At 60.9% G+C, this 21,341-nt stretch carries 18 protein-coding genes and 1 tRNA gene; 13 read left to right on the top strand and 6 right to left on the bottom strand.

All coding sequences use genetic code 11. The features are described 5' to 3' along the window. Window positions 1-38 precede the first annotated feature (38 nt). From BANAN_RS07555 to BANAN_RS07500, 11 genes are all read left to right on the top strand, one after another. Complete coding sequence (locus tag BANAN_RS07555; RefSeq protein ID WP_014698308.1) at window positions 39-1,064, top strand: LacI family DNA-binding transcriptional regulator; 1,026 nt, start codon at window positions 39-41, stop codon at window positions 1,062-1,064. 752 nt (window positions 1,065-1,816) lie between these two features. Continuing rightward, the gene (gene dnaK / locus BANAN_RS07545; protein WP_014698306.1) at window positions 1,817-3,682 is read left to right on the top strand and encodes a molecular chaperone DnaK; all 1,866 of its coding nucleotides are present in this window, start codon (window positions 1,817-1,819) and stop codon (window positions 3,680-3,682) included. After that, a complete protein-coding gene (grpE, locus tag BANAN_RS07540) occupies window positions 3,682-4,371 on the top strand; it encodes a nucleotide exchange factor GrpE (protein WP_014698305.1) in 690 nt (229 codons plus the stop codon). The genes dnaK and grpE overlap by 1 nt, the downstream gene beginning before the upstream one ends. A 130-nt stretch (window positions 4,372-4,501) precedes the next feature. Next, window positions 4,502-5,551, top strand: a complete 1,050-nt coding sequence (locus BANAN_RS07535) for a DnaJ C-terminal domain-containing protein (RefSeq protein WP_014698304.1) — start codon at window positions 4,502-4,504, stop codon at window positions 5,549-5,551. Window positions 5,552-5,556: 5 nt separating this feature from the next. Continuing rightward, window positions 5,557-6,111 carry a heat shock protein transcriptional repressor HspR gene (locus BANAN_RS07530; protein WP_041777179.1) on the top strand — a complete coding sequence of 185 codons (555 nt, stop codon included), beginning with the start codon at window positions 5,557-5,559 and terminating at the stop codon, window positions 6,109-6,111. A gap of 126 nt (window positions 6,112-6,237) precedes the next feature. Beyond that, the gene (locus tag BANAN_RS07525; protein WP_048340805.1) at window positions 6,238-6,531 is read left to right on the top strand and encodes a type II toxin-antitoxin system Phd/YefM family antitoxin; all 294 of its coding nucleotides are present in this window, start codon (window positions 6,238-6,240) and stop codon (window positions 6,529-6,531) included. Then, window positions 6,521-6,856, top strand: coding sequence for a type II toxin-antitoxin system RelE/ParE family toxin (locus BANAN_RS07520; RefSeq protein WP_014698301.1), 336 nt, complete (start codon window positions 6,521-6,523; stop codon window positions 6,854-6,856). Before BANAN_RS07525 ends, BANAN_RS07520 begins: the two co-directional genes overlap by 11 nt. Before the next feature lie 100 nt (window positions 6,857-6,956). Next, complete coding sequence (locus BANAN_RS07515; RefSeq protein ID WP_014698300.1) at window positions 6,957-7,643, top strand: HAD family hydrolase; 687 nt, start codon at window positions 6,957-6,959, stop codon at window positions 7,641-7,643. A gap of 299 nt (window positions 7,644-7,942) precedes the next feature. Further along, window positions 7,943-8,581 carry a TetR/AcrR family transcriptional regulator gene (locus BANAN_RS07510; protein ID WP_014698299.1) on the top strand — a complete coding sequence of 213 codons (639 nt, stop codon included), beginning with the start codon at window positions 7,943-7,945 and terminating at the stop codon, window positions 8,579-8,581. Window positions 8,582-8,710: 129 nt separating this feature from the next. Further along, a complete protein-coding gene (locus BANAN_RS07505; protein ID WP_014698298.1) occupies window positions 8,711-11,041 on the top strand; it encodes a glycoside hydrolase family 3 N-terminal domain-containing protein in 2,331 nt (776 codons plus the stop codon). Between the two features lie 87 nt (window positions 11,042-11,128). After that, window positions 11,129-11,785 carry a GyrI-like domain-containing protein gene (locus BANAN_RS07500; protein WP_041777176.1) on the top strand — a complete coding sequence of 219 codons (657 nt, stop codon included), beginning with the start codon at window positions 11,129-11,131 and terminating at the stop codon, window positions 11,783-11,785. Between the two features lie 69 nt (window positions 11,786-11,854). Here BANAN_RS07500 and BANAN_RS07495 read toward each other — a convergent pair. The 4 genes from BANAN_RS07495 to BANAN_RS07480 all read right to left on the bottom strand — a co-directional run bounded on the left by BANAN_RS07495 (window position 11,855) and on the right by BANAN_RS07480 (window position 16,090). Further along, window positions 11,855-11,927: transfer RNA gene (locus BANAN_RS07495), tRNA-Ala, on the bottom strand. A gap of 173 nt (window positions 11,928-12,100) precedes the next feature. Next, window positions 12,101-12,850, bottom strand: coding sequence for a DedA family protein (locus BANAN_RS07490; protein WP_014698296.1), 750 nt, complete (start codon window positions 12,848-12,850; stop codon window positions 12,101-12,103). Window positions 12,851-13,105: 255 nt separating this feature from the next. Then, window positions 13,106-13,927 carry an alpha/beta hydrolase gene (locus BANAN_RS07485; protein WP_014698295.1) on the bottom strand — a complete coding sequence of 274 codons (822 nt, stop codon included), beginning with the start codon at window positions 13,925-13,927 and terminating at the stop codon, window positions 13,106-13,108. Window positions 13,928-14,476: 549 nt separating this feature from the next. After that, a complete protein-coding gene (locus tag BANAN_RS07480) occupies window positions 14,477-16,090 on the bottom strand; it encodes a dolichyl-phosphate-mannose--protein mannosyltransferase (protein WP_014698294.1) in 1,614 nt (537 codons plus the stop codon). A gap of 157 nt (window positions 16,091-16,247) precedes the next feature. Here BANAN_RS07480 and rsmI point away from each other — a divergent pair, with 157 nt between their 5' ends. Beyond that, window positions 16,248-17,195, top strand: a complete 948-nt coding sequence (gene rsmI, locus BANAN_RS07475) for a 16S rRNA (cytidine(1402)-2'-O)-methyltransferase (protein ID WP_014698293.1) — start codon at window positions 16,248-16,250, stop codon at window positions 17,193-17,195. Window positions 17,196-17,229: 34 nt separating this feature from the next. Here the strand turns inward: rsmI and BANAN_RS07470 are convergent, their stop codons facing one another. Both BANAN_RS07470 and BANAN_RS07465 read right to left on the bottom strand, forming a co-directional pair. Beyond that, window positions 17,230-17,679 carry a variant leucine-rich repeat-containing protein gene (locus BANAN_RS07470; protein WP_237705805.1) on the bottom strand — a complete coding sequence of 150 codons (450 nt, stop codon included), beginning with the start codon at window positions 17,677-17,679 and terminating at the stop codon, window positions 17,230-17,232. A 46-nt stretch (window positions 17,680-17,725) separates the two neighbouring features. Next, window positions 17,726-18,409 (bottom strand): hypothetical protein, encoded by a 684-nt coding sequence (locus BANAN_RS07465; protein ID WP_014698291.1) that lies wholly within the window; start codon window positions 18,407-18,409, stop codon window positions 17,726-17,728. A 258-nt stretch (window positions 18,410-18,667) separates the two neighbouring features. On the opposite strand from BANAN_RS07465, the gene metG reads away from it, so the two are divergent. Then, a complete protein-coding gene (metG, locus tag BANAN_RS07460) occupies window positions 18,668-20,539 on the top strand; it encodes a methionine--tRNA ligase (RefSeq protein WP_041777057.1) in 1,872 nt (623 codons plus the stop codon). Window positions 20,540-21,341: the final 802 nt, after the last annotated feature.

Below are 21,341 nucleotides of genomic sequence, written 5' to 3'. Positions count from 1 at the left end.
CTGCCGCAAGGCTGCGGCAAGAATATAAGGGGTACGAAATGCACAAGGCTGGAATTCGTGACGTGGCACGGGAGGCGGGCGTTTCCATCTCCACCGTCTCGCGCGCATTCACCAAGCCGCAGCTCGTCTCGCAAGCCACCCACGACAAAGTGATGGATGCCGCAAACAAGCTCGACTTCAACATCTCACGCTCGGCGATGGCGCTCAAATCCGGGCAGACATACCGTGTGGCGCTGCTCATGAGCGAAGACATCACGAGCTGGTTCAATGCCGAGGTGTTCGCCGGCATAGACGATGTGATGCATGGCAAAGGCTATGACATCTCGCTTTACCAGCACATCAACGACGCCGAGACGCGCGACCGGTTCTTCACCGAGCTGCCCGTGCTGCGTAACGTGGACGCCGTGTTCGTGGCGTCGTTCGCGATAGAGCCGGCGGAGATCGAGCAGCTGCGTCGCACGAAGGTGCCGATCATCGGCATCAACACGCCAGGCCCGCTCCGTTTCGACGCCTCCGAGACCATCGACGACGAAGGCGGCATGTACCGGGCGGCCCAGCATATGATCAAGCTCGGGCACAAACGGATCGTCTACACCTGCTCGGCGGCGGCCGAGACGCTCGACGCGTCGATAGACCTGCGCGGGCACGGCTTCATACGCGCATGTGAGCATGCACAGAGCACGCACGACATCAGTTGGAAGGTGCTCACGGTGCCGCGCGGCCGCGATTTCGCCGACAATGCGCTCACTGCCGTGCTGAGCGAGGACCGGTTCCCCGATGCAATCTGCTGCCAGATGGACATGATGGCGATTCCGCTCATGATCAAGCTGGCCAGGCACGGCTACAAGGCGCCGCGTGACTATTCGATCATCGGATTCGACGACGCTCCGTATGCCGACACGGTGGAGCTGACGACGATGCGGCAGAACCCGTACGAGATGGGGCGCAATGCGGCGATGAAGGCGCTGGCGCTGCTGGAGGGCCGCTCTCTGGAGCAGCCGCATGCGATTCTGGAGCCGAAGCTGGTGCTGCGCGGCTCGGATTCGCGGTACGAGGGGGAGTGAGCGCGGTTTTGCGTGCCGCTTTTGCAATTGCAGTCTCAGACTGGCGATTGCGGAACATTTTGTGGTGCTTTGTTGAGACTGGAGTTGCGGGAAAGGTTGTCTGAAGACTTGTGAGATTGCCATGTTTGCAAGTTCTGTCTCAGCGGGGCATGGGAGGCGCGTCTTAGCATGCTTGCTTTGCAAAGACAGTCTCAGATTGGTTACTGAGTGTGCGACGCCATGCTCTGTCGAGGTCAGGGATGCGAGCGGGGTCATCGAGGAGCGCGCAAGATGTGCCACGCTTGCAATCTCGGTCTCAAAAAGACCTTCTCGGCGTATCTACCGTATTTCGATGAGATTGAAATTGCGAGCGGGGTCATCGTGAGAGCGCGTAATCGTGCCGAATTTGCAGTCCGGTCTCATGAGGGTGCGCTTGATGAGATTTGGAATGCCTTGTTGAGATTGGAGATGCAAAACGAGCCATCCAGATTCGTGGACGCCGCTCGGTATGGAAGTCACCCACTGCAATCTGAACGTTTGCTGAAATATCTCTTTTTGGAATCTGAAAATCGTTGGAAATCCGCGGATTTCAGGGCGTCTGGAAAAATGTGGGGATTTTTTGTTCTGCAATGGGAATAAAGGATGGAATGAAATACTTGAGTGATGTAGGCTCAAGTTTCAGAAAGCCTAGCGAGGAACCGTGAGAACGGAGTCCGGGCGGGGCTTGAGCACAGAACGTAACACGAATAGTGAATAACAAAAGGAGATACAGTATGGGACGCGCAGTTGGTATTGATTTGGGTACCACCAATTCCTGCATCGCAACGCTCGAGGGCGGTGAACCGACCGTCATCGTGAACGCTGAAGGTGCACGCACCACACCGTCTGTGGTGGCATTCAGCAAGTCCGGCGAGATTCTCGTCGGCGAGGTTGCAAAGCGTCAGGCTGTGACCAACGTCGATCGCACGATCAGCTCCGTCAAGCGCCACATGGGCACCGACTGGACCGTTGACATCGACGGCAAGGAATGGACTCCGCAGGAGATTTCCGCACAGATCCTCATGAAGCTGAAGCGTGACGCCGAAGCTTACCTGGGCGAGCCGGTCACGGACGCCGTGATCACCTGCCCTGCATACTTCAACGATGCACAGCGTCAGGCGACCAAGGACGCCGGCACGATCGCAGGCCTGAACGTCCTGCGCATCATCAACGAACCGACCGCAGCTGCTCTGGCCTACGGCCTGGAGAAGAGCAAGGAAGACGAGCGCATTCTGGTCTTCGATCTCGGCGGCGGCACCTTCGATGTCTCCCTGCTGGAGATCGGCAAGGACGACGACGGCTTCTCCACCATTCAGGTGCAGGCCACGAGCGGCGACAACCACCTCGGTGGCGACGATTGGGACCAGCGCATTATCGACTGGCTCGTCGGCGAAGTGAAGAACAAGTACGGTGTTGATCTGAGCAAGGACAAGATCGCCTTGCAGCGTCTGAAGGAAGCTGCCGAGCAGGCGAAGAAGGAGCTTTCCTCCTCGATGTCCACCACGATCAACATGCAGTACCTGGCCATGACCCCTGACGGCACCCCGGTGCACCTCGACGAGACGCTCACCCGCGCTCACTTCGAGGAAATGACCAAGGATCTGCTCGACCGCTGCCGCACGCCGTTCAACAACGTGCTTGCAGACGCCGGCATCTCGGTCTCCCAGATCGACCATGTGATCCTGGTCGGCGGCTCCACCCGTATGCCTGCCGTGAAGGAGCTCGTGAAGGAGCTCGACGGCGGCAAGGAAGCCAACCAGTCCGTGAACCCGGACGAAGTGGTGGCCATCGGCGCTGCCGTGCAGTCCGGCGTCATCAAGGGCGACCGCAAGGACGTGCTGCTCATCGACGTGACGCCTCTGTCCCTCGGCATCGAGACCAAGGGCGGCATCATGACGAAGCTCATCGAGCGCAACACCGCAATTCCGGCGAAGCGTTCCGAGATCTTCTCCACCGCCGAAGACAACCAGCCGTCCGTGCTGATTCAGGTCTATCAGGGCGAGCGTGAATTCGCCCGCGACAACAAGCCGCTGGGCACCTTCGAGCTGACCGGCATCGCTCCGGCTCCTCGTGGCGTCCCGCAGATCGAGGTCACCTTCGACATCGACGCCAACGGCATCGTGCACGTCTCTGCAAAGGACAAGGGCACGGGCAAGGAGCAGTCGATGACGATCACCGGTGGCTCCGCACTGCCGAAGGAAGAGATCGACCAGATGATCAAGGACGCCGAGGCACACGAAGCGGACGACAAGAAGCGCAAGGAAGACGCCGAGACCCGCAACAACGCCGAGAACTTCGCATACCAGACCGAGAAGCTCGTCAATGACAACAAGGACAAGCTGGCCGACGACGTTGCGAAGTCCGTCACCGACGCGATCAACGAGCTCAAGGATGCTTTGAAGGGCGACGACATTGAGAAGATCAAGGCCGACCAGGAGAAGCTGATGACCGAGGCCCAGAAGATCGGTCAGGCCCTCTACGCCCAGCAGGGTGCCGAAGGCGCTGCAGGCGCCGCCGACAACGGCTCCGCGAATAACGGTGGCGACGATGACGTGGTCGACGCCGAGGTTGTGGATGACGACGACAAGGACAACAAGTAATGTCCGAATTCAATAAGGACGATTACCTGAACGACCTGCCCGACGCCGACGAACTGGCGAATGGGCAGGCGTCCCCTGATGCCGATGGCGCCGATGCGCCATCGGACACCGGCGAGCAGCTGAAAGACGACATGCTCAAGGATGCCGCCGCGGAGCAATCTGCAGGCGAACAGGCCTCCGAAGAGTCTGCCAAGGCAGCTGCCGAAGCCACCGCAGACGCCGCCTCCGATGGCGACGCTGAGGGTTCCTCGCTCACACCGCTTGGCCAGGCCAAGAAGGAAGCCGCCGAATACCTCGAGGCGCTTCAGCGTGAGCGCGCGGAGTTCATTAACTACCGCAACCGCACGAAGAAGGACATGGATCGTGCCCGCCAGCAGGGCATCATCGATGTGCTCACCGCAATGCTCCCGGCGCTCGACGACATCGACCGCATTCGCGAGCACGGTGAGATGGACGATTCCTTCAAGGCCGTGGCTGCGAAGATCGACAAGACCTTCGAGAAGTTCGGCGTTGAGAAGTTCGGCCTGAAAGGCGAGGACTTCGACCCCACCAAGCATGAGGCGATCCTGCACAAGCCGGATCCGGAGGCCAGCAAGGCGACGGTGGACACCGTGGTCGAGGCCGGCTACCGCATCGGCGACCGTGTGATTCGCGCGGCACGCGTGGTGGTCGCATCTCCGCAGAACTGACGCCCGTGCGAGATGGCCGTGAACCGCATTCGATTTACGGTTCACGGCCATTTTTCATGCATGGGTATTCCCATACAGACTTTTTGACGAATACAACCCAGACTTTAGCCTCGAAAGGAGGCACAGCAGCATGGCTGAGAATGATTGGCTGAACAAGGATTTCTATAAGACCTTGGGTGTCTCCAAGGACGCCGACGAGAAAGAGATCACGAAGGCGTACCGCAAACTCGCCCGCAAGTACCACCCGGACATCAACAAGACGAAGGAAGGCGAGGAGAAGTTCAAGGACATCTCCGAGGCCTACGACGTGCTCAAAGACAAGGATTCGCGCCAGAAATACGACGCGATCCGCTCCTTCGGAGCAGGTGGTGCACGCTTCACCGGCGGTGCCGGTGGCGGCGGATTCAACGCCGGTGACTTCTCCGACATCTTCGGCTCCATGTTCGGTGGTGGCGGCAACGGCGGTTCGCACATCCGCTTCACCACGAACGGTGGCGGTGCCGGTGGCGCTGGCTTCGACGACATCTTCTCGATGTTCGGCGGTGGCGCGGGAAGAGACGGCTTCGGCGGCCACGGTTACGAGGACTACGGCGACGGTGCCTACGCAGGGTATCGCCCGGCACCGCAGCCCGAGGATGGCGCCGACCTCAACTCGAAGATCACGCTCACGTTCCGTCAGGCCGTCAAGGGTGCCACGGTCTCGCTCAAGGCCGCGGGCAAGAAGTTCAAGACGAAGGTTCCCGCCGGCGTGAAGAACGGCCAGAAGATCAAGATCGCCGGCAAGGGCAAGCTAGGCCAGCACGGCGGCAAGCCTGGCGACATGTACCTGACGGTCGCCGTGACCGAAGACCCGAAGTTCACGATGGACGGCAAGGATCTCGTGATGGATCTGCCGATCACCGTGGGTCAGGCGGTCGATGGTGCGAAGATCTCCGCCAAGGACTTCGACGGCAACGACGTCACGTTCAAGGTCGAGAAGGGCACCTCGAGCGGCGAGGAAGTGCGCGTGCGCGGCAAGGGCGTGGAGACGCGCACCGGCACCGGCGACCTCGTCGGACGCATTCAGATTCGCGTGCCGAAGCACCCGAACATGGGCGAGAAGTACGCCGCGAAGGAATTCGACAAGGCGTGCGGCGACTTCGTTGAGGAGCTCGCCAAAGAGAACGCCGAAACGAAGTGATCACGATGGCGCGCATATCACCAGCACAGCGCAGGCTGTATGAAATGTGCGCGACGGCCATCGTGGCCAAGCGGGCCAATCTGGAAGGTGCGGTCGGCGTGGGGTTCGACATCGACCTGCCCGTCTTCTCGGTAGGCAAGGTCGGTCAGATCGCCGAGATTCACCCCCAGACCCTGCGGCAATACGACCGGCAGGGTCTCGTGGTGCCGGGGCGCACGGAAGGCGGCTCGCGACGGTACAGTCTGCGCGACGTCGATCGGCTCGTGCAGGCGCAGCACTTGAGCCAGGATGAAGGCATCAATCTGAACGGTGTGATGCGCATTCTCGAACTCGAGGAGGAGAACCGGCAACTGCGGTATGAAGTGCAGGAACTCACCGGTGTGACCGGTTTCAGCGTGTTCACCGCCGACATGAACGGCAGCATCACGCAGACGTCGCGCTCGCATCGTGCACGTCATTGGCGTGGGCAGCTCCATGCCGAGGTGCACGCATTGCCGGCGGGGGAGATCGACGGTGCGCGATCCCAGTCGAAATCGATGGTATTGTGGCGAGCGCGGTAGCGTAATCTTTTCTGCTTATTTCCTAAGCCGTCCTATGCAACATGCATGGGACGGCTTTATTGCAAATTATCTTCCCTTGAGCTAATGTATGAAAATAGTAGTGAAAATATGATGGTTGGAGGAACGATGACCTCTGTAATGGTTCCGATGGATTCGATGGTGCCTGTCAGCCAGTTCAGTCGCGGAGGTGCCAATGCCGCATTCGCCAAGGCGACGGATGGGCATCCTGTGACTGTGTTGCGCAACAATGAGCCGGTGTATGTCATCATCACACCCGACGATTACCGGCACTATAGCGAACTGGAGCGCGAGCTTGAGGCGCTGCGCGATGCCAAGGCGCGCCAGCAGGCATTGGACGGCGACTATGCCAAGACCTTTAACAGCGTTGGTGAAATGAGCGCATTCGTCGATGAACTCTGAACTTCGGCGTATCGCCTTCACCCCTGAATATCTGCAGGATCTCAAGAGACTTAAGAAAAAGCATGTCGATGTGCATGCCATCGATGCGGCTGTGCGGGCGATTATGCAGCGAGAAACGTCGTTGTTGGCAACCAAGTATCGTGATCATGCGCTCGGTGGCCAATGGAGAGGCTTTCGCGAACTGCATATCAGTGGTGATTGGCTGCTGATTTATTGCATTAACGACGATGCGCTGACGCTCGTGTTGACGCGTACGGGAAGCCATGACCGGCTTCTGTCGTCTCGTGTTGATGCGCGAACAATTCGCGGGTATCGGCGACTCTAGCCGTGCGAGACCGTGCGGTTTTGGCGACTCCGGCACATACATTGGTAGAGAGATTGCTTATGAGACATGGTGTGAAGTGAATAGAGTGGGAGGACGCGAGATGGAGCTCAAGGCGGTGTTCTGGGACATGGATGGCACGCTCATCGACTCCGAGCCGTACTGGCATGCCGGCGAGATGCAGATCGCGCACGAGAATGGCGGTGTGTGGAACGACGAGCTCGCCTGGAATGGCTCGGGCCGCCCAGTGCCGGATGTGGCGCGCGAGATCGCCGAACATGGGTGCACGCTGCCGGTGGAGGAGATCGGCCGGCGCATGATCGAATACGTGACGCAGGCGGAATATGAGCGGATTCCTTGGATTCCGGGGACGCGTGAGCTGCTCGTCGCACTGCGCGACGCGGGCGTGCCGAGTATGCTCGTGACGACATCGCCGCGCAACCTCGCCGAGAATCTCATTGCACAGGCGCCCGAAGGCACGTTCGCCGGATATGTGTGCGGCGAGGATGACGTCGCCAAGAAGCCGGATCCGGCGCCGTATGTGGAGGCGGCGCGCAAGCTTGGCATCTCCCGTGAGCAGATGCCATACTGCGTGGCATTCGAGGACTCGATGAGCGGACTCACTTCCGCCGCCGCTTCCGGTACGACGACGATTGCGCAACTCGGCTTCATTCGCACCGACAACTCGGACGGCCCGCAGTACATGTCGATTGACGGGTACGACGGCGTGACACCGGAGTGGCTGAATGCCGTGGTGGAACGCCGGATTGCGGAACTGGCCGCACGCTGAGCGGACAATATGGTCGTTCGGTGGCGCGTGTGTGCGGTAAACGACCAAACTTGCGCGAACTATGGTCGTTTTGCTGACGCACGCGTATGCCAAACGACCATACTTGGGGAGATTATGGTCGTTGAGGTGACACGTTGCTCACTAAGCGACTATATGCGGCTCCTGGGAATCTGTTATGGGTGGCCCGGTGAAATTGCCGGGAATTGCTGGAATTGGTCGTCGCACCACCTAGCCTGGGAGAGGCTTCGTCTGTGCGGCGGGCCCCTCGTATGTGCGACGCGCGGAAATGGTGGAGGAACATGGCTGAACGACCGGAAACGCAAGAGAAACGCAAGGCGATTCTGCGTGCCGCGACCGAGGTGTTCGGTGAGAAGGGCGCCACGAAGGGCACGTTGGAAGACATCGCCGAGAAAGTGGGCATGACCCGCGCCGGCGTGCTGCATCACTTTGGCTCCAAAGACAATCTGTTGCTGCAGACGGTGATCTACCGGGATTCGGTGGATCTCGAGGATTACCCGGAAGACATGGCGCGCGGAGGCATGCCCGAGGATGGCGTCATCACGTTCCGCCACCTCGTCAAGACGGCAAAGGCGAACGAGATGCGCCCCGGTCTGGTCAAGGCGTTCATTGCGTTCTGTGCTGACTCCATTCGCGAAGACAGCCCGGCGTACGACTACTTCGTCTCGCGCTACCGCAATCTGCGGCGCGTGCTCGAGAAGGCGCTGCGCATCATGGCCGACGAGCTCGGCAAATCGGTTGACGACGCCACCATCCGCAATACGGCGATGTCGATTCTCGCAGTGATGGATGGCTTGCAGATTCAATGGATGCTCGACCCGGATGCAATCGGATTGGCGGAGGAGGCCGAACGGGCGATCAAGTTGATGCTCGCCGGTGCGCTTGACCTGAACGACGAGGAACGCGACGCGATTCTGTGACTTCCACTGTGCCTGCAGCGTGACAAATTATGGAGTTTTCGTCGGTTTGCGCGGGTGGTTACTCGACGGTAAGTGATGCGGTATATGCTGGGATATATCTCTTCCGCGAATTTCGATGAGGAAATTGTTATGATTTCACGTGAAACAAATATGCCATATCTGGATTCGTCCCTGCCGATTCCCGCGCGCGTCGCCGACCTGCTCGGCCGCATGACTCTCGAGGAGAAGGTGGGGCAGATGATGCAGCTCGACGCGCGCAGTGGCGAGCTCTCCGATCTCATTGTGGACCGCCATGTGGGCTCGATTCTGCACACCTCTCCCGACGATCTCGTGCGTGCAGCGCAGATAGTGCGCGACCAGACGCGTCTGGGTATTCCGCTGCTCGTCGGCGATGACTGCATTCACGGGTATTCGTTCTGGCCGGGTGCCACGATCTTTCCGTCGCAACTCGGCATGGCATGCAGTTGGGATCCGCAGAAAATCGAGGATGCCGCTCGCGTGACCGCCGAGGAGGTCTCCTGTACCGGTGTGCACTGGACGTTCTCGCCGGTGCTCTGCATTGCGCGCGACACCCGGTGGGGGCGTGTGGACGAGACCTTCGGCGAGGATCCGGTGCTGATCGGTGAGATGGCATCCGCCATGGTCAAGGGCTACCAGCAGACCGCCGCCACGGGCGAGACCTTCGCCGACGATGCGATTCTCGCCTGCGCCAAGCATTTCGCTGGCTATTCGTACACGCAGGGCGGCCGTGACGCCTCCGAGGCCGATTTGACGCATCGCGCGTTGGAAAGCTGGTATCTGCCGCCATTCGAGCGTGTGGCCAAGGAGGGTTGCGCCACGTTCATGCTCGGCTACGAGTCAATCGATGGCACGTCGGTCACGTTCAACACCTGGCTGTTGAGTAAGAAGCTGCGCGGCGAATGGCAGTATGGCGGCACGTTGGTGACCGATTGGGACAATGTGGGCCGTGCCGTGTGGGAGCAGCACATCAAGCCGAACTACACGGTGGCGGCGGCCGATGCCGTCAAGGCCGGCAATGATCTGATCATGACGACCCCGGGCTTCTATGAAGGCGCCATCGCGGCGGTGAGGGACGGTCTGCTCGACGAGCGTCTGCTGGACGACGCCGTGGCGCGCCTGCTCACGCTCAAGTTCCAGCTTGGTCTGTTCGAAAATCCGCGTTTGCCCGATCGCACGCGCATCGACGCGGTGATCGGGTCTGCAGACCATGCGCGGCGCAATCTGGAGATGGCGCGTGAATCGATTGTGCTGCTGCGCAACAACGTAGTGCTGCCGTTTGCGGATGCCGGTGAGCTGCACAGGATCGCAGTGGTGGGACCGCTTGCGGACGATGCGCAGAATCAGCTCGGCGACTGGGCGGGCAACTCGGGTCAGGTGCCGTGGATGCCGGATGGCCAGCCGCGCGAGATGATCTGCACGGTGCTCGACGGTGTGCGCGAGTTGGCGCCTGCGGATTGCGAGATCACATATGCCCGTGGCGCGAACGTGGTGGATCTGGTGCCGGACCCGGAAGGCGAGCTCTACCCGGATGGGCAGCCGCGGCCGAAGATGGCGGTGGCCGCGAAAATCGACCAGCGACTGCTCGACGAGGCGGTGGGACAGGCGCGTGCGGCGGACGCGGTGATCGCAGTGGTCGGCGACGTCGTGCAGCTCGTCGGCGAGACGTGCTCGACGGCGACGCTCGAACTGCAGGGCGGTCAGAACCGTCTGCTGGAGGAGCTCGCCAACGTTGCACGTGAAACACATAAGCCGCTCATCGTCGTGCTCGTCAGTTCGAAACCGCAGGTGCTGCCGGCGTGTGTGATCGGCGAGAACGGCGTGATTGTCGACGAATCCGCGGCGGACGGTCTCGGCGCGCTGCTGTGGGCGGCGAATCCGGGTATGCAGGGCGGCCGCGCGATTGCCGAGATCATCTTCGGCAAGACCGAGCCGAGTGGGCGTCTGCCGATCACGTTCCCTCGCCATGCCGGGCAGCTGCCGGTGTTCTACAACGAGATTCGCGGTCAGCACGGCAATCGGTACGCGGATCTGACCCAGGATCCGGCATTCGCGTTCGGCGAGGGCCTCTCGTACACGACATTCGAATACGGAGATCCGCAGATTGTGAATGGTTCCGAATTCCGCGCAGGCGACACGGTGTGCGTCGAAGTGAATCTGACGAACACCGGCGCGCGCACAGGCACCGAAGTCGTGCAGCTGTACATCAGCGACGTCGTCACATCGTTCACCTGGGCATGCAAGGAGCTCAAGCTGTTCCGGCGTGTGATGCTCGAGCCGGGGGAGACGCGGCGCGTGGTCTTCGATCTGCCGGTCGATTCGTGCACGATTGTGAACGGCGATGCTGAGCGGATCGTCGAACCCGGCGAATTCAAGGTGCTCGTGGGGCATTCGAGCCGCGACGAGGATCTGCGACAAGCGACGTTCACCGTGGTGGAATGAGTGCGTTTCCGTGCCCGCATCAGCCCTCTCTCAGAGATGATGCTGATGCGGACGGTTCATTCATGTATCTTCTGCTACAGTGTGCTCATGCCGTACGATGTGAAGCGAGAACAGAAGAACCTGTATGTGCCGGGCAAGACGCCCGCAATCGTTGAGGTGCCGGCGATGCAGTTCGTGGCGGTGCGCGGGGCGGGGGACCCGAACGATCCGCACGGCGAATACCAGAGCGCGCTGCAGCTGCTGTACGGTATATCGTTCGCAATCAAGATGAGCGAGAAATCCAAGGATTCACGTGATCACATCGCTGGGTACGTGCCATATGTCGTGCCGCCGCTGGAAGGTCTGTGGTGGATGGGGCGGAACGCGAGTGAGCCGGTCGATTACGCGCGCAAACAGGATTTCCAATGGATTTCGATGATCCGCTTGCCTGAATTCGTCACAGCGGACGCGTTCGAACATGCGCGCGGACTATTCGCGAACAGGCACCCCGAGGCGGACGTGTCACGCGCGCAGCTGTTCGAGTATGACGAGGGATTGTGCGCGCAGGTGATGCACGTCGGGCCGTATGACACCGAGCCAGCGACAATCGCCGCCCTCGACAAGTTTGTGGGTGAGTATGGGTATGCGCTGGATTTCAGCGACGCGCGCCACCATCACGAGATCTACCTGAGCAATCCACAGCGGTGTGCTCCCGACCGTCTGCGCACGGTAATCCGGCATCCTGTGCGCATGGCGTCTGAGTAAGGAAGTGCGGTTATGTGCTTATACGTAAAGAAAAAGGCCGCTGCGGTGGAATGAATGCAGCGGCCTTAGTGGAGCTGATGGTAATCGAAACCACGACCTCTTCGATGCGAACGAAGCGCTCTACCAACTGAGCTACAGCCCCAATCTTCAATTATGTCGTCTCCCGACAACTCGTCCAGTTTAGCCCAACCCCTTCCCAAATGCAAATTCCTCCATGCGTGCGGGTTTCGGATAGTGCCTCGCAGTTGCCTCGCGAATGCTTTGGGCCAGTGCGGAGCCTCTTTTGGCGTTCTTCGTTGGCCATGCTGTGCGGAATCAAGCACCGTGCTCGATGTTGCCGTCGAGATCCTCTACGAGAGGTGTCGCCTCTTTCTCGGCGACCTCGGCCATCGCGTGTGCCGGCGCTTTCTTCTTGCCGGTCTTCGCTTTGATGAGGCCGACGAAGGTGGGGATGAGCGAGATGACGAGAATCGCGACGATCACGAGTTCGAAGTTGTCTTGCACCACCGGAATGCCACCGAAGAAATAGCCGAGCAGCGTGAACAGCGACGACCAGACGAGACCGCCGAGCACCGAGAACGGCGTGAATCTGCTCCAACGCATGCCCGAGATGCCCGAGATGAACGGCATGAACGTCCTGATGAACGGGAAGAAGCGGCCGAGGAACACGGCGAGCGGGCCCCAGCGATCGATCATCTTCTCGGTTTTGGCCAGACGTTCGGGTGTCATCGCCTTGACCTTGCCGGATTCAATGATGCGCCGGCCGAAGAAGTGCCCGATGAAGTAGTTGCATTGGTCGCCCAGAATGGGTGCGAGCCATACCACCGGCAGCAGGGCGGCGAGCGGCAGTGCGGATTTGCCGGTGGCGGCATCGGGTGCCGCGAAGAAGCCGGCTGCGAACAGCAGCGAGTCTCCTGGCAGGAACGGGAAGAAGACCACGCCGGTCTCAATGAAGACGATTAGAAAAATAAAGCCAAGTGTTGGCGCCACGCCCATTGCGATCCAGCCGGCAATCGCCGCGCGCGGGTCTTTGAGCAGGTTGGCAATGAATTGGATGAATCCCATGGATTGAATTCCTCTTCGATCGGTAGAGCGGTGTGTGCTTCTCAATCTCCTTGATTATTCATAGCACAGGTAGACAACCGTTCCGGCGAAGAGGCGCGTGGGCCGAGAGCTGGGAGGGTGATGGTGACGGCGATGCCATCCGCTCGGCTGCGTAATTGGAGACGTTTGCCTCTGGAATCTGTCTCTTCTTACGCAGTGAGGTGCCGGTGTGCCCTCTCCCTGCGTAATTTGGGACATGGGTTGCGGATGGGTGTGCTATTCAGCGAAAGTGCGGTCGAGCCAATCCTTGGCGAGGAAGATCCACGACTGCACGCCGGGTTCGATGCCGTTGACGCCGCCCCATGCGGTCTGCGCGGTGCCGAGTGAAAGTCCGTGGCCACCTGCGGGGTACAGATGCGCCTCAATCGGCACGTTGGCCGCTTTGCATGCGGCGATGAGCTGCAGCGTGTTCTCCACTGGCACGCAATCGTCGGGCATTGTGTGCCAGACGAACACCGGTGGCGTCTTCGCGTCGATATGCTGCTCGATGCTCACTTCATTCATCGCCGACTCCTCGCCGTACCGCTCGCCGAGGAGCGCGCGGAAGCTGCCGTCGTGACGGAAACGTCCCGATGTGATGACCGGGTAGGAGAGCATCAGCGCGTTCGGCCGCAGTTCGTCCGGATCATAGCCGTGCGCGACGAGCGCGGCATCGCTGGTGGAGGTGGCGAAATCCGCAGCCAAATGACCGCCGGCGGAGAAGCCGATGACGGCGATGCGATCGACGTCCACATTCCATTCGTCTGCGTGCGCGCGAATCTGCCGCATGGCTTCGGCCACCTCGAGCACGGCGGTGGGGTAGACGGACGGTTTGCACGAATAGTGGAGCACAAACGCGTTGTAGTCGGCGGCGAGGAACTGCAGCGCAATCGGCTCGCCCTCGCGGCCTGTGGTCATCTCATAACCGCCGCCGGGCAGCACAAGCACGGTCGGGCGCTTGCGGTCGGGTACGATGTCGGGGTAGTTTTCGGGAAGATAGCCTGCAAAACGCGCCTCGGAACCGTCGATGCCGGTGATGGTGGTCTCAAAATACTGCATGACACCTCTTCGTTGAGCGGGAATGGGCGGGGAAGAGCCCGTGCCTTGTTTGTTCAACGAACATACTATAGAGGCGCCGGTTGACGGTGTTGTGGTTTGTCGCCGGCGATATCGCCCATGGCAAACGACGAAACTCAGATGCCACTTTCGTCGTTTGCCGGAGCGCTTTGTTGGTAACTCCGGTCTCACCCAGACGTTGAGGAACCTGCAGAGTAGCCAATCTGAGATTGCAATTGCAAACTGGGCGATCCTGCATGCTGCCGGTGTGCCGATCTGAGACTGAAGCTGCAGGCTGCGCAATCTTGTGCTCCGTCAACATGTCTCGCGTGCAACTCCGGTCTCGCTTGGGCAATCTAGGAGTCTGCAGATTGCTAATCTGAGACTGGAGAGGTGAACTAGGCGATCCTGCATGCTGCCGGTGTACCGATCTGAGACCGCAACTGCAGACTAGGCAATTTTGCGCACCGCCGGCATTTGCGTTGGTAGATGACGAAAAGTGCGCCGCATTTTGTCGTCTGCCATGGGCGGCGATGAATGTGGGGCGACGTGTTAGATCCAGCTGGACAGCCACATATGCATGCGCCAGAACTCGTATGGCACGGGCATGGCCGTCCAGATTGGGTAGAAGAACACGCTGACGATGGCGCACACCCCCACCATGACCCACAGAGTGACGAGCCACACCTCGCGCGAACTCGTCTCGCGCACCCAGTTGAACACGTAGCAGATGGCGAGAATCATCCATGGCAGCAGCACGATCGAATAGAACGTGAACGTGGTGCGGTTCAGGTACTGGGTCCACGGCAGCCAGCCGCCGAGGAACCCGGCGAGCACCGCCCAGATGCGCCAATCGCCGCGTTTAAGAATCGCGATGACAATGGCGAACACTGCGCACAGCGACCCCAGCCACCAGATGAGCGGATTGCCGAGCGAAGTCACCGCCGCCACGCACTGCGAGCGCGGCGAGAGCGAGCACAGGCCCGGGTGGCCGTCCAGTTTCTGCCAGTAGAAGCTCGTCGGGCGAATCTGCAGCGGCCAGGTGAGCGGGTTCGCCTTGTAGTCGTGCGGAGCGTCGAGCGTGGTGTGGAAGCGCCACATCTCGGCATGGTAGGCGACGAACGAGCGCCAGTCGGCCGGCAGCCATTGCGCGTCCTGGCCGGTATGGGTGGCCGCCCAATTACGCATGTAGGAGTTCGGGTGCACGAACCAGCCGACCCAGGTGAACAAGTATGTGGCGGCATACAGCGGCACCATGTAGAGCGCCGCGAGCAGTCCGCCGCCGAACACGCCGCGCGCAAGCCATTGACGAGGGGAGCGGAAGCCAGCCTGGCGAATCATCCAGGCGTCCCAGAACACGCTGATCACACAGAACACGGCGAAGAAATAGATTCCAGACCACTTCACTCCCGTCGCGCAGCCGAGCAGCACGGCCGCACCTGCGCGCCACCAGGAGAGCGCGATCTGCGGAGGTCTATTCTTGCCGGACTGCGCCGCCATGCGCAGTCTGGTCTCCGCCCAGTCACGGTGGATGAGCAGCAGCGAGAACGCACCGAGCGCGAACACCATGATGAAGATGTCAAGCAGGCCGGTGCGGCTCATCACAATGGACACGCCGTCGATGGCCATGAGGAAGCCGGCGAGCAGGGCGACCGGCAGATTGCGGAACAGCCGCAGTGTGATGCGGATGAGCAGCACAATGCCGAGCACACCTGCGATCGCCGTCGCCGCGCGCCATGCCGCAGGATTCGCGGCGCCCCCGAACAGCTTGAGCCCGGCAGCGATAAGCCATTTGCCGAGCGGTGGGTGCACCACGTATTCCGCGGTGTTGATCCATGCATTCGTGTCGCCGTTCGCGAATGCGGTGTCGGCCGGCACCATCTGACCGCCCAGACTCACCTCGTCGGGCCAGCTCATCGGTTCGCCCGTGTTGAGCATGGTCCAGGCGTCCTTCACGTAGTATGTCTCGTCGAAGACGACCGCGCGCGGCTGCCCGAGTCTCACGAAGCGCAGCAGTCCGCCGAACAACGCGATGACCAGCGTCCACACCCACGTCATGAGGCGCGCATGGGCGCTGGTCGGCGATGATGCCGCGAGTTCGGATGATTCGAGCTCGACGCGCTCTGCCGCCGCATGTTTGGGGGTGCCTGTGGAACGCATGCCCATCTGTTCTCCTTACATTCCGCATGCGCGCCGGCCGCGCGCACATACCCGGTTCCACGGTACACGCCCGCGTGGGTTCGTGCCGGCGTGCGCTCCGGCATCGCCTTCATTGCGCCATGTTTCGCCTCCCGCTGACCTGCCCGCGCGGCATACTGAACGTATGAACGAGCAGTCTGAACACACCGGCGTCGCCGAGGATCCCGCTGATGAGACGCGCACCCTCCACGTAGATGTTCCACGTGGAACCGTGGTGCTCGCCGCCACACCGATTGGCAACACCGCCGATGCCTCCGCCCGACTCGTTGCGCTGCTCGAGCGCGCGGATATTGTGGCCGCGGAGGACACTCGCAGATTGTATGCGCTCGCCAACCGGCTCGGCGTGCATGTGGGCGGCCGCGTGGTGGCCAATCACGACCACAATGAACGCGGCAAGGCCGACGCGCTGCTCGACCATGTGGCGAATGGCGAGACCGTGCTCGTCGTCTCCGACGCTGGCATGCCCACGATCAACGATCCGGGGCTCGCCATTGTGCGCCGCGCCATCGAACGCGGCCTGCCGGTGACCTGCGCTCCGGGCCCCTCCGCGGTGCTCGATGCGCTCGCCCTCTCCGGGCTGCCCACCGACCGTTTCTGCTACGAGGGATTCCTGCCGCGCAAGCATTCCGAACGCATGCAGGCATTGCGCGCGTTGAAGGGCGAGCGCCGCACGATCGTGTTCTACGAGACGCTGCACCGCATTGCCGAATCGATGGCAGATCTCGAGGAGGCTTTCGGCCCGGACCGCCGCATGGCGTTGTGCCGCGAGTTGACGAAGGACTACGAGCAGATTCGCCGCGGCACCATCCATGAGATCAACGAGTCGGTTGCCAACGATCCGCCGCGCGGCGAGATGGTGCTCGTGATCGCGGGCGCTTCTGAGGGCGACACGGATCCCGCACAGTCGCTCTCCGTGGAGGAGCTCGCCGAACTGGCCATGCAGTATGCGCAGGCGCACGGCATGCGCATCAAGGACGCCATTGCCGAAGTGATAGGAAAGCACCCGAATGCCGATGGCACGCTCGCCAACCGCAAGCAGGTGTACAACGCCGTGCTGGCGTTGCGCGACTGATTCGCCAATCGGCATCCCGTTGGCATTGCCGTGCCTATGACGTTCGCATGCGCTGCATGGAACTGCGTTGCAATTCAAGCGATTCGAGCACCAATTCCAACGCCTGCCTGACTCCCGGCCCTCCCTGCTGCGAGAGGTATTCGAGCAGATTCGCGTCCGCCGCGCGGTTCACCACCACCCATTTGCGCAAGTGCGGCATGGTGCGCGCGATGTGCCATAACGCGTCCATCGGAGTGTTCGGATCGCTTGCCGACTGCGGTGTGAGCGCGAGGGGCGGCGGTGGCGGATGCAATAGGCCTTTGTTCGGCGTGTGTGCCGTGTGCAGTGTGCTCGCCAACCGTTTTGCACTGCTGCGGCGACGCGGCGCTTGCGATGCTGCGCGCGATGCGGCATGTCTGCGTCGCGTCACCCGCAATGGCATGCCGGCACGGCGTGCGGGCATGCATGACCTGCATGCGCGGGCGTGGGGGAGTGGGTCCATCATCTAATCTCTTTTCCTTCTTCCGATGCTTCCTCTTGCTCTTTCCTCGTCAGGCGATGCTTTCGAATTGCATCAGCATCTCGCGGGCTTGCGGCAGATTGCGCAGATGCGAGCATTCCTCGAGAATCGGCTCACAGTCGACCAACGAGAACTCGTAATGCTCCATGAGCCGTCCAATGATTGCCTGCACGTCGCGCGCATGCGGGTCGTCCTTCGGGTACATGGCCAGATCGCAGGCCGTTCGCAACGGTGTCGTGAGATTCAGGGTGTTGAGGGTGGAGATCTGCGATTCATCCACCTGCCGCTGCCATGCCTTGATGCGCCGGCCAAAAGCGAGTCTGCGGTAATGGCTCGATGAGAGCACTTCGAAATAATCCTGGGGCAGCCTGCCACCCACCCATACCCACGCGGCTGTGCGCCCGCATGCCGTGGTGCGGTTGGGCAGTATGTCGCGCATCAGCATGGCACGCCCGTACAACGTGTGCGCGCATTCGGCGGTGACTGCGTGGAACTCGTCGAGCTCATACAACGTGTCGAGTCTGAGCAGTCGTTGCATGGCAAGGGGTCCGGGCAGCTGTTTGGTGTGGATGACCGAATGTGAGTTGCGGGGGCGTTCCGGCTGGCGTGGGACGCGAGGTTCCGGATCCGCATAGGCGGGACCTAGGTCGAGCGGGACCATGTAGCCGACCTCGTTGCCGGCTCGGACCGCTTCCTGTACGGCGGTGGTGTTCACGGACGCATGTTCCTTTCTCTTCTGCTCTCCCTTGCCTGTAGATCGCTGCGTATGAGCACGGATGCGCATACCGCATATGCTAGGAAGGGCATGGGGTGGGCTCCAGCTGTTTCAGGGGAAATGTGGATATGTGGATAAGGTGAAGGCATGCGATGTGAGTTGTGAATAATCGAGGCTCCGCCAGTCCGCGCATGGTGATGCTGCAACAGGGCGGAAAACAGTGCGGAAGTGTCCTAGCGCATGAAGATAATCGGGCGTATGAGTCATATTATGGTGAACGTCGCTTGGCCGTATGCGAACGGCCCCCGTCATATTGGTCACGTCGCCGGCTTCGGTGTGCCGTCCGACGTCTACGCAAGATACCAGCGCATGAAGGGTAACGATGTGCTCATGGTGTCCGGCACCGACGAGCATGGTACGCCTATTCTGGTGGAGGCCGACAAGGAGGGCGTCACCCCGCAGGAACTTGCGAACCGCTACAACCGCGTGATCGCGAACGATCTGTGCAACCTCGGCTTGAGCTACGATCTGTTCACCCGCACCACCACGAAGAACCATGAGCACGTGGTGCAGGAGATGTTCCGCCAGTGCCTGGCCAACGGCTATATTTACAAGGGCACGCAGAAGGTCGCGATCTCGCCGTCCACCGGTCGTACGCTGCCGGACCGCTACATCGAGGGCGAGTGCCCGATCTGCCATGCGCAGGGTGCGCGCGGCGACCAGTGCGACAACTGCGGCAACGAGCTCGACCCCGATGAGCTGATCAACCCGGTTTCGAAGATCAACGGCGAGACGCCCATCTTCGAGGAGACCGAGCATTACTTCCTCGACCTCCCCGCCCTGGCGGAGGCGAACCTCGCATGGCTGAAGACGCGCAAGGGCTGGCGCCCGAACGTGCTCAACTTCTCGATCGGCCTGTTCAAGGAAGTCAAGCCGCGCGCCATCACCCGCGACATCGACTGGGGCATCCCCGTGCCGGTGCCGGGTTGGATCGACAACCCGAACAAACGCCTGTACGTGTGGTTCGATGCGGTGATCGGCTACCTGTCCGCGTCGATTGAATGGGCGCGTCGTTCCGGTGATCCGGAGGCTTGGCGCGCATGGTGGAACGACCCGGCCACGCCGGGCTACTATTTCATGGGCAAAGACAACATCACGTTCCATTCGCAGATCTGGCCGTCCGAGATGCTCGCCTACAACGGCGAAGGCTCCAAAGGCGGTGAGCCGGGTGAGCTCGGCAAGCTCGACCTGCCCGAGCAGGTGGTGGCCTCCGAGTTCATGACCATGGAGGGCAAGAAGTTCTCGTCGTCGCGCGGCATCGTGATCTACGTCAAAGACATTCTCTCCCGTTACCCGGTGGATGCGGTGCGCTACTACATCTCCGCCGCCGGCCCGGAGTCCTCCGACTCCGACTTCACGTGGGCCGAGTTCGTGCGCCAGAACAACGAGGTGCTTGCCGCCTCGTGGGGCAATCTGGTGAACCGTGTGGCGAATCTGATTGCCAAGAACTTCGGCCAGATCCCGCCGATCGTGGAGGAGAAGATGACCGATGAGGACCGTGCCCTGCTGGCGCAGTCCTCTGCCGCCTTCGACACGGTGGGCGCGCTCATCGAGCAGCATCGACAGAAGAACGCGCTCAACGACGCGATGTCGTTGGTGGGCGACATCAACAAATACATCTCGGCCACCGAGCCGTGGAAGATCAAGGACGACCCGGAGCGCCTCGGCACCGTGTTGCATGTGGCGGCCCAGGCCGTCTCCGACGCCAACCACCTGCTCGCCCCGTTCCTGCCGCATTCCTCGCAGAAGGTGTGGGAGGCGCTGGGTGGCGAAGGCACGTTCTCGCCGTTGCCGCACATTGAGGAAGTGAACGATCTCGACGATCCGGAGTTCACCTATCCGGTGATCACCGGCAAGTATGTGCTCGGCGAGAACGTGCACCCGTGGAAGAGCGAGCCGATCGTGGCGGGTGCGCCAGTGGCCAAGCCGACGCCGATCTTCGCGAAGATTCCGACGGAGGCCGTGGACGAGGAGCTCGCCCGGTTCGACGCCGACCTCAAGGCGCGTCGCGAGGCCGAACAGGCGCGTCTGGATGCCGAGAAGGCCAAGCTCGCTGCCGGCGAGGAGTGACTCGCCTGATTCGCATACAGTCTGCGTAATGCAGTCCGCGTAAGAGGGGACAAATAGACGTGTCTATTTGTCCCCTCTTACGCGGGAAACATGCGATGACTGGAGCACATGCAGGTCTTTCCTGTGTGAAATTGGTTTTCCTTGCGTAAAAAGGGACAGATAGCAGTGCCTATTTGTCCCAATTTACGCAGAAGAACATGTGGAAGAACATATGCAGGAAGAAGGTGGGTGGAATATCGACTGAAATATCATCGTGCGAGCCCTCCTTGTGTAAAAAGAGACATCTGTATCTTCTATTTGTCCCTTTTTATGCAAAGTGGATTGCGGGATGAGGCTGTTGGTCTATCAGGTGGGGGAATCCGACAGTCAAGAGTTCGCTGGCAGATAAGTCGGCATGAGGGCAGATTGTTTGCCAACGGTCGCCGCACTACTGCGGCGGCTGAGGATCCGATGGCTGGAATCCATGTATTTGCAAGGCCTGCAGCAGATGGGCGGCACTGCTCCGCGCGCTCTACACCTGCCCTGCAGTGTGCCGATAGGAGCATACCCAGCGAATTCTCAGCGAAAACACTCGATGCGTTAAGGGTCGACGGGCATAGTGATAACCGTCGGCAATCGAAAGAAAGCCGACGAGATTCCACTCGGAATCCCTTATAACTGAACCCTTTTCTCTCTTCTCTCTGTTAGCCGGCGGTTTCAATCCCGCCGGCTTCTCTCTTTTCGCCCGTCCTTCGCATGTCGCTGCACAGGCGATGCGCCCGCATAACACGCCGAGCCGGCCACCGATTGCGTATTCCGCGGA

The sequence above is a fragment of the Bifidobacterium animalis subsp. animalis ATCC 25527 genome (genome assembly GCF_000260715.1).
GTDB classification, from domain to species: Bacteria; Actinomycetota; Actinomycetes; order Actinomycetales; family Bifidobacteriaceae; genus Bifidobacterium; species Bifidobacterium animalis.
Note: the sequence above shows the minus strand (reverse complement) of the source record. Positions and strands in the feature narration are given on the sequence as shown.

Excerpts from the sequence above, each read along its gene's own strand:
- BANAN_RS07555 (WP_014698308.1), top strand. The coding sequence starts at position 39 with ATGCACAAGGCTGGAATTCGTGACGTGGCACGGGAGGCGGGCGTTTCC.
- dnaK (WP_014698306.1), top strand. The coding sequence starts at position 1,817 with ATGGGACGCGCAGTTGGTATTGATTTGGGTACCACCAATTCCTGCATC.
- grpE (WP_014698305.1), top strand. The coding sequence starts at position 3,682 with ATGTCCGAATTCAATAAGGACGATTACCTGAACGACCTGCCCGACGCC.
- BANAN_RS07535 (WP_014698304.1), top strand. The coding sequence starts at position 4,502 with ATGGCTGAGAATGATTGGCTGAACAAGGATTTCTATAAGACCTTGGGT.
- BANAN_RS07530 (WP_041777179.1), top strand. The coding sequence starts at position 5,557 with ATGGCGCGCATATCACCAGCACAGCGCAGGCTGTATGAAATGTGCGCG.
- BANAN_RS07525 (WP_048340805.1), top strand. The coding sequence starts at position 6,238 with ATGACCTCTGTAATGGTTCCGATGGATTCGATGGTGCCTGTCAGCCAG.
- BANAN_RS07520 (WP_014698301.1), top strand. The coding sequence starts at position 6,521 with ATGAACTCTGAACTTCGGCGTATCGCCTTCACCCCTGAATATCTGCAG.
- BANAN_RS07515 (WP_014698300.1), top strand. The coding sequence starts at position 6,957 with ATGGAGCTCAAGGCGGTGTTCTGGGACATGGATGGCACGCTCATCGAC.
- BANAN_RS07510 (WP_014698299.1), top strand. The coding sequence starts at position 7,943 with ATGGCTGAACGACCGGAAACGCAAGAGAAACGCAAGGCGATTCTGCGT.
- BANAN_RS07505 (WP_014698298.1), top strand. The coding sequence starts at position 8,711 with ATGATTTCACGTGAAACAAATATGCCATATCTGGATTCGTCCCTGCCG.
- BANAN_RS07500 (WP_041777176.1), top strand. The coding sequence starts at position 11,129 with ATGCCGTACGATGTGAAGCGAGAACAGAAGAACCTGTATGTGCCGGGC.
- BANAN_RS07490 (WP_014698296.1), bottom strand. The coding sequence starts at position 12,850 with ATGGGATTCATCCAATTCATTGCCAACCTGCTCAAAGACCCGCGCGCG.
- BANAN_RS07485 (WP_014698295.1), bottom strand. The coding sequence starts at position 13,927 with ATGCAGTATTTTGAGACCACCATCACCGGCATCGACGGTTCCGAGGCG.
- BANAN_RS07480 (WP_014698294.1), bottom strand. The coding sequence starts at position 16,090 with ATGGGCATGCGTTCCACAGGCACCCCCAAACATGCGGCGGCAGAGCGC.
- rsmI (WP_014698293.1), top strand. The coding sequence starts at position 16,248 with ATGAACGAGCAGTCTGAACACACCGGCGTCGCCGAGGATCCCGCTGAT.
- BANAN_RS07470 (WP_237705805.1), bottom strand. The coding sequence starts at position 17,679 with ATGATGGACCCACTCCCCCACGCCCGCGCATGCAGGTCATGCATGCCC.
- metG (WP_041777057.1), top strand. The coding sequence starts at position 18,668 with ATGAGTCATATTATGGTGAACGTCGCTTGGCCGTATGCGAACGGCCCC.